Genomic DNA, 16170 nt, shown 5'->3' with positions numbered 1-16170 from the left:
ACGCGAACAACCCCCCCCCCCCCCCCCCCCCCCCCCCCCCCCCCCCGACCGCCCCCCCCCCCCCCCCCCCCCCCCCCCCCCCCCCCCCCCCCCCCCCCCCCGCTGCGCATCGACGTCAGGGCGGCCGGCTCGTCCGGGTGCAGGTGTCAGAGGGTGCAGGTGTCAGGGGGTGCAGGTGTCAGGGGGTGCCGGACCGGGTGGGCGTCAGGTCCGCGACCAGGAGCGCCAGCAGGTCCGTCGGCGCCTCGATGAAGCGGTAGTGGCCTCCCTCCAGGAGTTCGAAGGTCGCTTCGCCGCACGCTGACCAGCCGGTCATCAGCGACGGCTCGATGCCCGTGTCCTCCGTCCAGCCGATGGCGGTGATCGGGCACGGCAGCCGGACCGGCTCGGCCACGTGGTACCGCTTGTTCATGTCGACGTCGTTCCGCAGGACGCCGAGGTAGAGCGCGAGCAGGCTCGGTTCCAGGGTGCCGCCCAGTTCCGCGACGAGCTGGCGCAGTTCGCCGGCCAGCTCGTCGTCGTCCATGCCGAGGAAGCGGCCGTAGGGGCCGTCCTGCGGCGCGACCTCGGCGGAGACGAACACCCGGGTCGGGGCGGGGCAGCCCCTTTCGACCAGCCGTACGGCGGTCTCGTACGCCGCCAGCGCGGAGCCGCAGTGCCCGAACAGCGCGTAGGGACGGTCCAGGTAGGGGCGCAGCGCCTCGCAGAGGTCGTCGGCCAGCGCCTCGTAGGTGGTGTGGGCGGGCTCGCGCATCCGGTTCTCCCGGCCGGGCAGCTGCACGGGGCAGACCTCGACGCCGTTGACCGAGGACGGCCACTGGCGGTACATGCTCGCTCCGCAGCCGGAGTAGGGCAGGCAGAACAGCCGTGCCGGTGCCACCGGCGACGGCTCGCGCAGGAACCACTTGTTGCGGGTACGGGCCGTCGGAGCGTTCACTGATGACCTTCCGGGTGGGGTTTCTTCTCGGGTGCGGCTGCGGTGGTGCACGCCCTAGCGGGTCCGCGCGGTGATCGGCAGGTGGGTGAAGCCCGCGATGATGTTCGAGCGCATGCGCCGCGGCGTCCCGGCGAGTTCGAAGCCGGTGAACCGGCCGAGCAGTTCGGCGAACAGGATCCGCAGGGCCACCCGTGCGACGGTGTGTCCGATGCAGTAGTGCGCGCCGACGCCGAACGCGATGTGCTTGTTGGGCCGCCGTCGGATGTCGAAGGTGTCCGGGTCGGCGAACACGGTCTCGTCGCGGTTGGCCGACCCCAGCCACACGACGACCGCGTCCCCCGCGGGGATCGGCACGCCCCGGACCTCGACGTCGCGGGTGGCGTGGCGCATGAAGTGCTGGGTGGGCGAGGCCCATCGCAGGGCTTCCTCCACGCCGCTGCCGAGCAGCTCCGGGTGTGCCGCCCAGTCGTCCAGGACCGCCGTCCCGGCCAGTTCGACCATCGCCGCGATCGGCGGCTGGGCGGTGGTGACGGTCGCACCGAGCAGCAGGCTGTAGCAGTTGGACACGATCTCGCCCGGCGACAGCCGGCGTCCGTCCAGTTCCATCGTGAGCAGCACGCTGATCAGGTCGTCACCCGGTGCGCGCCGACGCACGGTGACGATGTCCTGGAAGTAGGCGAACAGTTCGCGGTGGGCGGTCACGAGGGTGGCCTGCGGTCCGGCGGCGAGCTGGAACTCGGGGTCGTCCGCGGCGATGCAGGCGTGGGCGAGCCGGACCAGCCGCGGCCAGTCCTGTTCCGGCAGCGCCATCATGGTGCCGATCACCGCCATCGGCAGGGTGGCCATGGCGGCGGCGAAGTCGAACGGGCCGCCGTCGGCCAACGGCCGGATCAGTTCGACGATGACCCGGCGGATGGCCTCCCGGTCGTTCTCCACCGTCTTGATCGACAGCGCCTGTTGCAGCGGGCCGCGCAGGTGCGCGTGCCGGGGCGGGTCGGTCACGGCCATCTGCCGGCCGCCGGCGGGGTCGCCCTGGCCGAGGAGGTTGAGCAGGGTGCCCTGTTCGGAGGTGAACGTGTCGTGGTCGCGGAGCACCCGGTTGGCCTCGGCGTAGCCGACGACCGACCAGTAGCCGATGTCGCCGACCGGCTGCCAGCTCACCGGGGCGTGGCGGCGCAGCCGTCGCCACACCTCGTGCGCCCCGCCCGAGTGGTACAGGTCGGGGTCGATCAGGTCGACCAGTTGCGGGGCGAGGACCGGGCATCGCGGGGTGGGGGGAACCGCCGTCATCGGGGCTGCTCCTGCCGTGCTCCGTCGGCCTGGCCCGCCGTCGGACTGTCCGGGCGCGCCGCCGGGCCGTCCTGGCCCGCCGTCCGCATCCGGGCGGTGAGGGCCGTCGCCAGCTCGGCGACGGTCGGCGACAGGTACAGGATCTGCGCGGGGAGGTCCACGTCGAACTCGCGCTGGGTGGCGACCAGGAGGTCGGTGGCCAGCAGGGAGTGCCCGCCGAGGTCGAAGAAGTCGTCGTCGACGCCGACCGGTTCGATGCCGAGGATGTCGCCCCACAACTCGGTCAGCCGCGTCTGCACCTCGGTGACGGGCGGGACGTACTCGTTGGCCACGTTGCGCGGTACCCGGGTGGCGGTGGGCAGGGCCCGGCGGTCGATCTTGCCGTTGCGGTTCACCGGCAGCTCGGGACGGACGAGGATCGCCCAGGGGATCAGGTAGCCCGGCAGCCTGTCCCGCAGCTCGTGGCGCAGCCGCCGACCGAGGTCGGCGTTACCCGCCGGGTCGGACTGCGCGGGCACGACGTAGGCCAGGAGCCGGGTGCCGCCCGCCGGATCGGCCTGCGGCAGCACGACCGCGTGCCGCACCTCGGCGAGCCGTTCCAGCTCGACCTCGACGGCGCGCGGTTCGGCGCGGTAGCCCTGGACCTTGACCTGGTCGTCCGCGCGTCCGACGAACTCCAGCGTGCCGTCGGGCAGCCATCGCACGAGGTCGCCGGTCCGGTACATCCGGGCCCCGGGCTCGGTCCCGAACGGGTCGGGCAGGAACCGTTCGGCCGTTGCGGCCGGGCGCCCCAGGTAGCCGCGGGCCAGGCCCGCCCCGGCCACGTACAGTTCGCCGCACTCGCCGACGGGCACCGGCCTGAGGTCGCCGTCGAGCACGGCGACCCTGGTGCCGCTGATCGGGCGGCCGATCGGCACGCTGCGCAGCTCCGGGAGGGTGCTGCTGGTCCAGCAGGTCGTGTACGTGGTGTTCTCGGTCGGCCCGTAGCCGTTGGTGAAGAGCAGCTCCGGGTAGCGGGCCAGCAGGTGCTGGACGTGGCCCGGCGAGGCCACGTCACCCCCGGTGAGGACGTGCCGCACGTCGGCGAACGCCTCCAGGTGGGAGCTCACCATCTGGTGGAAGAGCCCGGTGGTCAGCAGCAGGACCGTCACGCGCTCGGCGCGGACGACGCGCGCCACGTGCTCCAGCGTGATGGCGACCGGGGGGAAGAGGACCAGTCGGCAGCCGTTGACGAGGGGGGCCCAGATCTCGAACGTGGACGCGTCGAACGCGACCGGCGCGAGGTGGAAGAAGACGTCCTCGGCGCGGACGTCCACCCAGTCCGCACCCCGGACGAGCCGGTCGATCGCCCGGTGGGGCACGCCGACGCCCTTGGGCTCGCCGGTGGAGCCCGAGGTGTAGCTGACGTAGGCGAGCCGGTCCGGGTCGCCGGGGCGGGCCGCAGCCGCCGGCCCGGCGGCCGGCTCCTGCGCCGGTCCGCCTTCCGTCACCGTGACGACGGTGCCGGGCAGCTGCTCCCCCAGGGCCTCTCCGACGATCACCATGCCCGCGCCGGCGTCCTCGAGCAGCATCGCGTGGCGGCCGGCCGGGTCGTCCGGTTCGAGTCCGAGGTACGCCCCGCCCGCGATGAGGACGGCGAGCAGGGCCACGATCAGCTCCGGCGACCGCGGCACCAGCACGCCCACGACGTCCTCCTGCGCCAGTCCGGCCGCTCGCAGCCGCCCGGCGAGCCGGTTGGCGCGGTCGTTGAGCTGCCGGTAGGTCAGGGTCCGTCCGTCGCAGGTGACGGCGGGCGCGTGCGGGGCCCGCTCCGCCTGTTCGGCGACCAGCTCGTGGATGGCCCGCGCGTCGAACGGTGGCCGTCCGCTGCCGACGAACGCCGGGATGTCGGAGGTGAGGACCGTCTTGGTCAACTGCTTCCCGCTTTCCTGTGCTGAAGTGTCCCCGTCGGGGTTGAACGCGCGACCGCGTGGGCCGTCGCCGTGGCCGTCGCCGTCGCGGTGGCCGTCGCGGTGGCCGCTGCGCAGCACGTGGTGCGCGGTGTCACCGGGTGCGTCCACCGCCTCAGACCGCCGGCACGTGGAAGAAGGTGTCCCGCGCGGCGATGCGGCCCTGCGGCGTCATCCGGAAGAAGTCCGCGAACCGCAGCTCGACCTCACCGCCGTCGTGCAGCACGCCACGGAACAGGCCGTGCACCGCCACCTCGTCGTCGGTCGTGACCACGGTGGCCAGGGTGTGCACACCGGTGCGGATCACCCGCTGGTCGCGGTAGAAGCGTTCCAGTTCGGCGTGCCCGACCATGGGTCGGTAGCCGGGGCGGTGGTAGCGGGCGTCCGGGGTGAACAGGGCGACCAGCGCGGGCACGTCCCCGGCGTCGACGAGCTGGTAGTACCGGCGGACCTGGGACACCCCCAGCGCCGGGGCCGTCAGGGTTTCCGGGGCCATCGGGGTCTCCGGTGTTGCGGGTGTTGCCGGTGGTGCCGGCGTTTCGTCGGGATGGGAGAGGGTGTGGACCATGCCGAGGTGCTTCCTGTGATCGCTTGATCTGTCAGAGTCGTGTACGTGGTGAGAGAGCCGGTACGGCCGCGGCGTCCGGGGCGTCCTCGAGCGCTTCGACCAGGCGCGCCGGCGTGGGTGCCTGGAACAGGGCGCCGAGGGTGAGTTCACGGCCGAACCTCACCCGCACCCGGTTGACCAGCCGGGTCGCGAGCAGGGAGTTGCCGCCCAGCGCGAAGAAACCGTCGTCGACGCCCACCGCGGGCCGGCCGAGCACCTCGGCGAACAGCGCGCACATCGTCTGCTCCGCCGGGGTTCGCGGTCCGGGCCCGGACGGTGCCGGCGCGAGGTCCGGGACGGGCAGCGCGGCCCGGTCGATCTTGCCCCTGGGGGTCAGGGGGAAGGCGTCGAGCGTGACGATCGCCGAGGGCACCATGTAGTCCGGCAGCACCGCGCAGGCGTGCTCCCGCACCGCCGCCGGGTCGAGCCCCGAGTCCCCGGCCGGGACGACGTAGCCGATCAGACGCCTGCCGGGCGAGGCGCCCGGGCCGGCGACCACGGTCGCCTGGGCGACGGCCGGGTGCCCGGCCAGCACCGCCTCGATCTCGCCCAGCTCGATGCGGAAGCCGTGGAGCTTGACCTGCTCGTCCGCGCGGCCGAGGAACTCGAGTTCCCCCTCGGCGTTCCAGCGGACGACGTCGCCCGTGCGGTACATCCGCTCGCCCGGGTCGCCGAAGGGGCACGGCAGGAACTGGCCGGCCGTGCGGCGGGGGTCGTTCAGGTACCCGCGCGCCACGCCCGCACCGGCGACGTACAGCACGCCGGCCACCCCCGGCGGCACCGGCGACAGCGCCTCGTCCAGGACGTACACCCGCCTGTTGTCCACCGGTCGGCCGAGGGGGACGACGTCGGGCACGGGCCGGCCGGGGCGCAGCACCCTGCGCGTGGTGAACGTGGTGGCCTCGGTCGGGCCGTACCCGGCGACCACCACGGAGTCCGGACACCGTGCCAGGACGCGCCGGACGGCATCGGCCGGCACGATGTCACCGCCGGTCCACACCTGGCCGACCCCGGCCAGCGTGCCGGGTGACTCCTCGGCGAACACCCGGAACAGCCCGGCCGTCAGCCACAGCGCCCCGACCCGGTGGTCGACGATGAGCCGGTGGAGGTCCGCGAGCGCCAGCTCGCCGGGCGGGGCCACGACGACCCGGCCCCCGTTGAGCAGCGGCACCCACCACTCGTAGGTCGAGGCGTCGAAGGCGTGCGGGGAGTGTGCGAGGACCCGCGGGCCGTCCTCTTCGCGCCAACAGCGTTGCGCGGTCAGGCTGATGACGTTGCGGTGGGTCAGGGCCACCCCCTTCGGCGTGCCCGTGGACCCGGAGGTGTACAGGACGCACGCCAGGTGGTCCGGGCGCAGCGGCACGACGGGGTCGGTGGCCGGCTCGTCGGCGAGTCCGGGGTCGGTGTCGACGACGACGACCGGGGTGCCGTGGGACAGTGCGTCGTCCAGGGTGGCCCGGTGGGTGAGCAGCACCGCCGCCCCGGTGTCGTCCAGGACGCGGCGCAGGCGGGCCGTCGGGGCCCGGGTGTCCAGCGGTACGTAGGCGCCGCCGGCCTTGCTGATCGCCAGGACCGACACCACCACGTCGGCGGAGCGTTCCATGAGCACGGCCACCGTGCTGTCGCAGCGGACGCCCAGGGCGATGAGCCGGTGGGCCAGCCGGTTGGCCCGGTCGTTCAACTCCGCGTAGGACAGGGTGGTTTCGCCGCACACGACGGCGGGCGCATCGGGCGTGCGCGCGGCCTCGGCCGCGAAGGCCAGCGGCACCGTCGGGTGCGGCAGCGGCTGCGTGGTGCGGTTGACGGCCACGACGGTCCGCTGCCGTTCCTCGGGGGTGAGGAGGTCGGGCCGGCCGATCGGCCGGTCCGGGTCGGCGGCCACCGCGTCCAGGAACCGGAGGAACCGCTGCTGGTGGGCGGTGAGTTCGGCCTCGGAGTAGAGCGCGGGGTTCGCGTCGACGTCGAGCCGGGGCGCGGTGCCGTCGGAGCGGTCGTAGACGGAGAACGAGAGGTCCTCGACCGGCCCGTTGGACAGGTTGTGCACGGTGGCCCGGACGCCCGCGAAGTCCAGGTGGTAGTAGAAGGACATGATGTTGACGAGGGGTCCGAACAGGACCCGCTCCGACCGGGCCGGATCCAGTTCCCTGCGCAGGTCCTCGCTGCGGTGGCGCTGGTGCCCGCGCAGGGCGGCGACCTCCTCGGCCGCCTGTCGCGCGAGTGCGGACAGACCCTGTTCCGGGTGCACGCGCAGCCGCAGCGGCACCACGTTCGCCACCATGCCGGGGACGGCCTGCACGGAGGAGCCGGTGCGCCCGGTCACCGGCATGCTGAGCACGATGTCCCGTTCGCCGCTGAGGCGGTGGAGGTACGCGGCGACCGTTGCGGTGAAGGCGGTGGGCCAGCTCGCCCCGGCGGGCCGCGCGGCCCGCCGCAGCGCCGCGACGGTGGGCGCGTCGAGGGTGCTGGTACGGCGCAGGAAGCCGTCCGAGGCGGCCGCCGAGCGGCTGGCGAGGCTGACGGGATCCGGCCGGCCGGCCAGCCGGGCCGCCCAGAACGCCCGGTCCTGTCCGGGCTGTTCCGACGCGTGGTAGGCGGCGTCGTGCGCCAGCAGGAGGCTCAGCGGCCCGAAGGCCGGTCCTGCCCCTCCCCTGCCCTCGACCAGTCCGGTGTAGGTCTTGGCGACGCGGCGCGCGATGAGCGACATGCTGAAGCCGTCGACCACGATGTGGTGGACGCGCTGGTACCAGAGGAAGCGGTCCGGCGCGACGGCGAACAGGGCCTGGCGGAACAGCGGGTCCCGGGTGAGCCCGACCGGTGTGGACAGGTCGGCGCGCATCCAGCGCTCGGCCGCCCGCAGCGGATCCGGTGTCGAGGTGAGGTCGACGTGGTCCATCGACCAGTCGGGCGACGGGGTGACGACCTGCCGGGGGCCCTCGGCACCGTCGGTGAGGCGAACGCGCAGGGACTCGGTCTCGTCCACCACGCGCCGCACGGCCGTCTCGAACAGCTCCGGGTCGATCGGCCCGGGGATGTCCACGTACTCACCGGTGTTGTAGACGGGGCTGCCGGGGCGCAGGTGGTGGGCGAACCAGATGCCGGACTGCGCCGACGACAACGGCAGCTCGTGTCCGTCGCTCATCCGAGCTCCTCCAGGACGGCCGACAGGGCGTCGGCGAAGGGTGCGGCGTGGGGCGGCGACAGCATGTCGTGGTGGTTGCCGGGCACCTCGACCACGCTCAACGCCCCCTGCGTGCGGTCGCGCCACCGGGCGGGGACCACGACCGGGGCGGCGAGCACGGGGTGCGCCTCGGCGCTCGTGAACAGGTGGATCGGTGTCCGCAGCCGCGCGGTCGACCGGTAGCGTCGGGCGGCGTCGCCGTTGGTGGTGAAGACCCTTACCATGCGCCGCAGTTGTTCGGTGCGCACCCGCAGGGGAAGGCGCTCGCCGGCGTGCGCGTCGTGGAGCAGCAGGGAGAGGGCGTCCTGCTCGTCGAGCTCGTGGAGCTCTCCGACGGCTCCGGTGGGCAGCCCGGAGGCGAGCGCGAACCGGGCCGTCCCGTGCGCGTCGTGGCCGCCGGGCCCGTCGGTGGGCCCGTGGTCGGACTCGGTGGATCCGCCGGTGGAGCCGTCGGTGGATCCGTCGGTGGATCCGTCGGTGGACGCGGGCGCTCCGACGTCGATGATCCCGAGGAATCCCGGGGGGTTCCCCTCCTCCTCCAGCAGGCGGGCCATCTCGAAGGCGACCAGCCCGCCGAAGGACCAGCCGGCCAGCAGGTACGGGCCGTCGGGCAGGACGGACCGCAGCTCCCGCAGGTAGCGCTGCGCCTGCTCCTCGACGGTGGCCAGTGGCGGCTCCTCGGTGTTGTAGCCGACGGCCTCCAGGCCGTAGACGGGCCGGCCGCCGGCGAGCGGTTCGACGGGGTGCTCGGCGGGGTGCTCGGCCAGGTGTTCGGTGAGGTGCTCGGCCAGGTGGAGGAAGGAGCACACGTCGCCGCTCTGCGGGTGCACCAGGATCAGCGGCGCCCTGCGGTGATCTCCTTCGGCCAGCGGAACCACGAGCCGGCGCAGGGCCTGCGAGGCGTTGGGCAGTTCCGCGCACAGACCCTCGACGGTGGGATGGCGGAACACCGTGTTCAGCGGCACGGTGACCCCCCACTCCCGCCGGATCGCCTCCACGAGTTCGACCGCCCTGAGCGAATGCCCGCCCAGCGCGAAGAAGTCGTCCCGGACGCCGACCCGCGGGGTGCCCAGCACACGCTCCCAGATCCTGGTCATCAGGAGTTCCAGCAGGTCCCGCGGCGGTAGCGCACCCGCCTCGTGGCCGTGGCGGGCGGGCTCGGGCAGGGCCCCGCGGTCCACCTTGCCGTTCGTGGTCAACGGGATCCGGTCGAGTGCGGTCAGCGTCGTGGGCACCATGAACTCGGGCAGGGTCTCGCGCAGGGAGCGCCGCAGGACCGCCAGGTCACCGGGCCGGTCCTGCCACACCAGGTAGCCGGCCAGTTCGGCGTCCGTCCCGGTGCCCCGCACCGTCACCGTGGCCCTGGCGACACCGGGCTGCGCGCACAGCGCGGCCTCGATCTCGCCCAGCTCGATGCGGTAGCCCCGGATCTTCACCTGCTCGTCGGTGCGGCCCAGGAAGACCAGGCTGCCGTCCGGCAGGTACCGCGCCAGGTCGCCGGTCCGGTACAGCCGGCCGCCGTCGACACCGAACGGATCGGGCACGAAGCGCTCGGCGGTCAGCCCCGGCCGGTTGGCGTACCCGCGGGTGACGCCGACCCCGCCGATGTGGATCTCGCCCGGTACGCCGACGGGCACCGGGGCGCCGGCCGGGTCCAGCAGGTAGATCCGGAGGTTGCCGAGCGGCCGGCCGATCGGCACGGACCCTCCCGGCCGGGCCAGGTCCCGGTCGGCGTCCACGCGCCGGGTGACGCAGCCGACGGACGCCTCGGTGGGACCGTAGCCGTTCCACAGCGTGGAGACCCGGTCGAGGAGCCGCCGGGCCAGGGCGGGCTGGAGCGGTTCGCCCACGCAGATCGCCTGGAACCGGCCGCCCTGCCATCCGCCGTCCAGCAGCAGGAGCCAGGTGGCCGGTGTGGCCATGAGCGTGGTGACGCCGAACTCGCGCATCATCTCCGTCAGGCGCGGGCCGTCGACCGCGACCTCCGACGGGGCGATCACCACGCTCGCGCCCCAGGCCAGGGGCATGAGCACCTGGGGGACGATGACGTCGAAGGAGATCGAGGCCACCGAGGCGACGACATCGTCCCCGCCGAGGTCCAGCTGTCGGCCGCGGACCACCAGGTAGTTGACCACGCCCTCGTGCGGGACCAGCACGGCCTTGGGGCGGCCGGTCGAACCGGAGGTGTAGATCGAGTACGCCAGGTTGGCGGGCGTCGCGAGCGGCGGCAGCCGGTCCCCGGGCAGGGCCGCGATGAGCCCGGCCTCGTCGTCCGTCCACACCGTCGCGGCGCCGTGCCGCGGCAGCCGGTCGGCCAGGGAGCGCTGGGTGAGCAGCAGCGGCACTTCGGCGTCGGCGAGCATGAACGACATGCGCTGCGCCGGGAGGTCCGGGTCCAGCGGCAGGTAGGCGGCGCCCGACTTGAGGACGGCCAGCAGGGCCACGACCAGGTCCGCCGAGCGCGGCAGGCACACGCCGACCAGGTGTTCCGGCCGCGCTCCCCGGGCTCGCAGGTGCCGGGCCAACTGGTTGGCCCGGTGGTCGAGTTCCCGGTAGGTCAGCCGCTGGGCGCCGCAGCGGACCGCCACCGCGTCGGGGGTCAGCCGGGCCTGCTCCTCGACCAGCTCGTGGACGCAGAGGTCCGCGGGGAAGGGTTGGTCGGTGGCGTTGGCGGCCACCAGCAGCGCTTCGCGCTCGGCCTCGGTGAGCAGGTCCAGGCGCGAGACGGGACGGTCGGGATCGCCGGCCGCGGCGTCCAGCAGCCGCAGGTAGTGGCCGACCAGCCGTTCCACGCTCGCGCGGTCGAACAGATCGGTGTCGAAGGCCACGGTCCCGGTGGTGCCGGCTGCCCCGGTCGCGCCCGTCGGCCGGTCGGCTATCACCAGGCTGAGGTCGACCTTGGCCGTGCCGTTGTCGACCTCGATCTGTTCGACCTCCGTCCCCACCAGCCGGAGGGCGGCGGCCGGGTCGGACAGGCCGGCGAACATCACCTGGAACAGCGGGTTGCGGTCGAGACCGCGGGCCGGCCGCAATTCCTGCACCAGCCGTTCGAACGGCAGGTCCTGGTGCGCGTAGGCGTCCACGGCGGTGCTGCGGACCCGGTCGAGCAGTTCGGCGAAGCTCGGGTCGTCCGCGAGGTCGGTGCGGATGACCACGGTGTTGATGAACGAGCCCACCAGCGGATCGAGTTCCGGACGGGTCCGGCCCGCGACCGGTGTGCCGACCGCCACGTCGGACTGCCCGCTGTAGCGGGCGAGCAGGGCCTGGAACGCGGCGAGCAGCGTCATGAACATCGTCGCGCCGTGCCGCCGACCCAGCAGCCGCAACCGGTCGGCCAGTTCCTCGGGCACCGTGAAGGTGATCCGCTCGCCCCGGCCCGCGCGGACCGGTCCGCGCGGGCGGTCGGTGGGCAGGTCCAGCGGCGACAGCCCGGACAGCTGTGCGCTCCAGTAGTCCAGTTGGCGCCGCAGGCGGTCGCCGGACAGCCGGGCCCGCTGCCAGTGGGCGAAGTCCGCGTACTGGATCCGCAAGGGGGGCAGCTCGTGCTCGCGGCCTTCCAGCCGGCTCCGGTACATCGCCGACAGGTCGTCCCACAGCAGCGGCATCGACCAGCCGTCGACGGCGATGTGGTGGACGACCACCACCAGGACGTGTTCGTCCTCGCCGACCCGCAGCAGTGATGCGCGCAGCAGCGGGGCGGCGGCCAGGTCGAACGGGCGCAGGATCTCGGACTGAACGAGATCGAGGGCCAGCCGCGTCCGGCGTTCCGCGGGCTCGGTCCGGAGGTCCGTGACGGGCAGGTCGAGCGGCCGGGCCGGCTCGACCGAGGGGCTGGGGAGCCCGTCCCGCTCGGGGAAGGCGGTGCGCAGGACTTCGTGGCGCCGCACCAGCTCGGTGAGGCTGTGGCCGAGGGCGGCCACGTCCAGCGGGCCGTGCAGCCGGAAGACCTCGTGGACGTTGTACATCGCGGGGCCGTCGGACAGCCGCTCGACCAGCCACATGCGTTCCTGGGTGAACGACGTCACCTGCGCACCCGCCGGACGGGGCGGGATCGCGGCCTCCGGCTCGCCCTCGGCGGCCCTGCTCCGGGCCGCGCGGACGCGTTGGTCGAGCAGGGCCCGGGTGGCGGCCGGCGTGGAACCGGCCGACGGGGCGGCTCCGGGCGCGGAACCGGTCGGCCGGCCGGGCTCGGGGCGACTGTGCTGTGCCTTCACGGGTGACGGGCCTTTCCGGCGGGAAGCGGTTCCGCTTCGGCGGCGGCACCGAGGTCCGCCAGCAACGCCGCGTCGATGCCGTCGGCGAGTTCGGCGACGGTCGGGTGGTAGAAGAGCAGGGCGACGGGCAGTTCGAGGTCGAGTGCCCGGCCCAGTCGGGACATGACCTTCGACGCGAGGAGCGAATGGCCGCCCAGCTCGAAGAAGTCGCTGTCCACGCCGTCCGGGGTGACACCGAGCACCTCGGCCCAGGTCTCCAGCACGAGGAGCTCGGTCTCGGTGGCGGGCCCGGTCTCGGTGGCGGACTCGGGTTCGGTCTCGGTGGCGGGCTCGGGTTCGGTCTCGGTGGCGGGCTCGGGTTCGGTCTCGGTGGCGGGCTCGCTGGCCGTCTCGCTCCTGGTGGCGGGAGCGGGGCGGCTCACGCGGAAGCCGGGAGGGGTCTCCCACGCCGAGATCGGCCGTTCGGGGCTGTCGACGAGCTGGTCGAGCAACACCCGGAAACCCTCGGAGAGTTGCCGCACCGTGTCGCGGTCGAAGAGGTCGGCGGCGTAGCGGATGACGCCGGTGAAGCGATCGCCGCCGTCCGTCATGGAGACCTCGATGTCGAACTTCGCCACGTCGTTCGGCATCTGGTGGTCACTCACCTCGACCCCCGGAAGGCCGGACGGGAGCGCGGGCGGCTCCTCCAGCTGGAACATGACCGTGAACAGCGGGTGTTGGCCGAGGTCGCGTTCGGGCCGCAGCTCCTGCACCAGCCGCTCGAAGGGGACGTCCTGGTGGGCGTAGGCCTCCACCGCGCACCGCCGCACCCGGGCGAGCACGTCGGTGAAGCCGGGGTCGCCCGACAGGTCGGTGCGCAGGACGAGCGTGTTGACGAAGAAGCCGACCAGCGGCTCCACCTCGATCCGGGTCCGCCCGGAGATCGGCGTCCCCACCGTCACGTCGGCCTGTCCCGTGCAACGCGCGAGCAGGACCTGGAAGGCGGCCAGCAGCGTCATGAACGGCGTCACCTCGTGGGCGCGCCCCAGTGTGCGTATTCGCTCGGCGAGTTCCGCCGGGATCTCGATCTCGACCTGGTCGCCCCGGCCTGACCACACCGCGGGGCGGGTTCGGTCCGTCGGGATCACCGACGGGCTCAGGTCGGCCAAGTGCTCGCGCCAGTAGGCGAGTTGGTCCAGCATCGCCGTTCCGGCCTGATGGCTCCGTTGCCAGTCGGCGAAGTCGGCGTACTGGACGGGCAGGTCCGCCAGGGCGATCGGCCGGCCGTCGACGGCGGCGGCGTATCCGGCGGAGAACTCCTGCCACAGCACCGACAGCGACCAGCCGTCGCAGGCGATGTGGTGGATCACCAGGAGCAGCAGATGGTCGTCGGGGGCGATGCGGATCAGTCGGGCCCGCAGCATCGGAGCGGTCCCGAGGTCGAACGGGGTCGCCAGATCGGCGGCCACCAGCTCCCGGGCCCGCTGCCAGGCCTGCTCCGCGGGGGTGTGCGTCAGATCGGTGATCGTCGGCACGAAGGTCTCGACCGGCTCCGCGGCGTGGCGCGGGCCGTCCTCGGTGTCGACGATCCTGCCGCGCAACACCTCGTGGCGCCGCACGACTTCGGTCAGCGCCCGGGTGAGCGCCCCCTGGTCCAGTCGTCCGCGCAGGCGTACCGCGGTCGGGACGTTGTGGTCCGGCCGGCCCGGCCGCAGCCGGTCGAGGAACCACAGCCGTTGCTGGGCGAAGGACAACAGGGTCGGAGCGTGCGCGCGCCGATCGGGACCAGGCATGACGGATCCACCTTTCACGGCGATCGGGAACGCTTCAACGCCCCGGAAATCCCCTCGCCGATTCGCTACTTGGCGAACAGTACGGCGGATACTAGGTGGCTCCCGTCTCACTCCGCAAGATCGAGAACGGGGTTGCAGGCATCAAGACAATATTTACGCCAGTCCACCGGAATCCTTATGTAGATCGAACACGCTCGACGGCTAGCATCGGCGCGGCCGGCCGTGACACCCTCTCTGACGTGCCGTCATGGCTCGGATCGTGCACCCCACTTCCGTGGACGGGCACCACGTGATAATTCTTCTGTCTCCAGGGGACGGCCGGGTGGGCCCCTTTCATGCCGGGCCTTCATTGTTCCGAATAAGATCGGTGAACCCGCTGCATGAACTCATCCGTTGTATATGAACCCACCCCGTTGCATGAACTCGGAGAAGTCGTGATGCAGCAGCAGAGTCTGGTGGGTTCATTCGTCTCGCACGCCACCGGCCACCCCGGTGATCCGGCGCTGATATGGCGCGGAGAAGAGACGACCTACCGTGAACTCCACCAGCTGGCGGAGCGGGAGCGCGTCCGGATCGCCCGGCTCGCCCCGGGCGGGGACGAGCCGGTCGGCATCCCGGCCGCCAAGTCGCCCTCGACGATCGCCCTGATGCTCGCCTGCCTGCTGGAAGGGCGGCGCTTCCTGCTGCTGCCGGCGCCCACGCCGGAGGGGAGGACGCCCCACACGTTGGTCGAGCAGGCCGGAATCCGGCACGTCCTGTCACCGGAGAGCCCCCGGGCGCCCGGACCCGGGCCGGGCGCCCCGGACCGGCCGGCGGAACCGGAGGCGCCGCGCCGTACGGAGCCCGCCGACGTCTCCTTCATGTTCACCACCTCCGGTTCCACCGGGCGGCCGAAGATCGTGCCACTGAGCACGGGGGCGGTGGACCGCTTCACCACCTGGGCCGGCGAGCGGTTCGGCGTCCGCCGGGGAACGACGGTCCTCAACTACGCCCCGCTCACCTTCGACCTGTGCCTGCTGGACATCTGGACCACGCTCAAGTACGGCGGCCGCGTCGTCCTGGTCGATCCGGCCCGGGCCACCCAGCCGGGCTACCTGCTGGACCTCGTGTCCCGCCACGCGGTCCAACTCGTCCAGGCGGTACCGATGTTCTACCGGCTGCTGGTCGACGCGGCCGCCGGGAGCGGCCGGCGGCTCGACACCGTCGAGCACGTCGTCTTCACCGGCGACAGCATGCCCGCCCGCTGCCTGGCCGAACTCCCGCAGCTGTTCACCGGCGCGCGGTTCTACAACATCTACGGCTGTACCGAGACCAACGACAGCTTCCTGCACGAGGTCGACGGCACCGAGCCGGCGGACGGCCCGGTGCCGATCGGACGCCCGCTGCCCGGAGTCCACGCGGTGGTCGTCGGTGCCGACGGCGGGATCGTGACCGGGCCGGGGACCGGCGAGCTCCACGTCGCGACGCCGTTCCAGACCGACGGCTACCTGGACCGGGAGCAGGACGCGGACAGGTTCGCGACCCACCACCACGACGGGGAGGCGCGGCGCTACTTCCGCAGCGGCGACCTCGTGCGGCGTGACCGGGACGGCCGCATCACCCTGGAAGGCCGCAACGACCACCAGGTCAAGGTCCGCGGCGTGCGGGTCAACACCCACGAGGTCGAGCAGGTGCTGCTCGACCATCCCGACGTCGTCGAGGCGGCCGTGGTGACCGTGCCCGACCCGGTGGCCGGCCGCCTGCTGCGCAGCGTGGTCCGCCGCGCCCCGGACAGCCGGCTGAACTCGCTGGCGCTGCGCCGGCACTGCGCACAACGGCTTCCGCTCACCGCCGTCCCCTCGACCCTGCTGATCGTGGACGACCCGCTGCCCAGGACGTCCACCGGAAAGATCGACCGCACGCCCCTCCAGCCCGCCTGCTCCCCGTCCCAGCCAAACGAAGGAACGGCCACGTGAAACACGCCGCGGTAGTCACGCAGTTCATCATCGAGGAGTTCCTGCCGGACGTCGGCGCGAACGAACTGGACTCCGACTACGACCTCGTGGACGGCGGGGTCATCGACAGCCTCGGCCTGCTCAAGACGATAGCCTGGCTCGAGGACTGCTTCGACCTGCGCGTCGAGGAGATCGACCTCGACCTCGACCCGGACAGCTTCCGCTCGGTCGGCTCGATCAGCAGGTTCATCGAGCAGGCCCAGCAGCACCGGACGGACGCCCACTAGCC

9 protein-coding genes are annotated in these 16170 nt (G+C 73.0%); 2 read left to right on the top strand and 7 right to left on the bottom strand.

Annotated features, from left to right (window positions below):
- Positions 1 to 178: 178 nt before the first annotated feature.
- From AC07AL_RS08535 to AC07AL_RS08505, 7 genes are all read right to left on the bottom strand, one after another.
- The gene (locus AC07AL_RS08535) at positions 179 to 937 is read right to left on the bottom strand and encodes a thioesterase II family protein (protein WP_363583424.1); all 759 of its coding nucleotides are present in this window, start codon (positions 935 to 937) and stop codon (positions 179 to 181) included.
- A 54-nt stretch (positions 938 to 991) separates the two neighbouring features.
- Positions 992 to 2227, bottom strand: a complete 1236-nt coding sequence (locus AC07AL_RS08530; protein WP_478317220.1) for a cytochrome P450 — start codon at positions 2225 to 2227, stop codon at positions 992 to 994.
- Complete coding sequence (locus AC07AL_RS08525; RefSeq protein ID WP_400987308.1) at positions 2224 to 4287, bottom strand: amino acid adenylation domain-containing protein; 2064 nt, start codon at positions 4285 to 4287, stop codon at positions 2224 to 2226. The genes AC07AL_RS08530 and AC07AL_RS08525 overlap by 4 nt, the downstream gene beginning before the upstream one ends.
- A gap of 4 nt (positions 4288 to 4291) precedes the next feature.
- Positions 4292 to 4672, bottom strand: a complete 381-nt coding sequence (locus AC07AL_RS08520) for a nuclear transport factor 2 family protein (RefSeq protein ID WP_363583418.1) — start codon at positions 4670 to 4672, stop codon at positions 4292 to 4294.
- A 103-nt stretch (positions 4673 to 4775) separates the two neighbouring features.
- Positions 4776 to 7922, bottom strand: a complete 3147-nt coding sequence (locus tag AC07AL_RS08515) for an amino acid adenylation domain-containing protein (RefSeq protein ID WP_478317219.1) — start codon at positions 7920 to 7922, stop codon at positions 4776 to 4778.
- Positions 7919 to 12175 (bottom strand): non-ribosomal peptide synthetase, encoded by a 4257-nt coding sequence (locus AC07AL_RS08510; RefSeq protein ID WP_478317218.1) that lies wholly within the window; start codon positions 12173 to 12175, stop codon positions 7919 to 7921. Before AC07AL_RS08510 ends, AC07AL_RS08515 begins: the two co-directional genes overlap by 4 nt.
- Entirely contained in the window at positions 12172 to 13947 is a 1776-nt protein-coding gene (locus tag AC07AL_RS08505) for a condensation domain-containing protein (RefSeq protein WP_478317217.1), read from the bottom strand. The genes AC07AL_RS08510 and AC07AL_RS08505 overlap by 4 nt, the downstream gene beginning before the upstream one ends.
- Positions 13948 to 14384: 437 nt before the next feature.
- On the opposite strand from AC07AL_RS08505, the gene AC07AL_RS08500 reads away from it, so the two are divergent.
- Together AC07AL_RS08500 and AC07AL_RS08495 are read left to right on the top strand one after the other, a co-directional pair.
- Complete coding sequence (locus AC07AL_RS08500) at positions 14385 to 15902, top strand: AMP-binding protein (RefSeq protein ID WP_363583411.1); 1518 nt, start codon at positions 14385 to 14387, stop codon at positions 15900 to 15902.
- Positions 15899 to 16168 carry an acyl carrier protein gene (locus AC07AL_RS08495; protein ID WP_363583409.1) on the top strand — a complete coding sequence of 90 codons (270 nt, stop codon included), beginning with the start codon at positions 15899 to 15901 and terminating at the stop codon, positions 16166 to 16168. The genes AC07AL_RS08500 and AC07AL_RS08495 overlap by 4 nt, the downstream gene beginning before the upstream one ends.
- Positions 16169 to 16170: the final 2 nt, after the last annotated feature.

The sequence above is a fragment of the Kitasatospora sp. NPDC043949 genome, from assembly GCF_056435365.1.
This window is presented reverse-complemented; position numbering and strand designations above follow the sequence as displayed.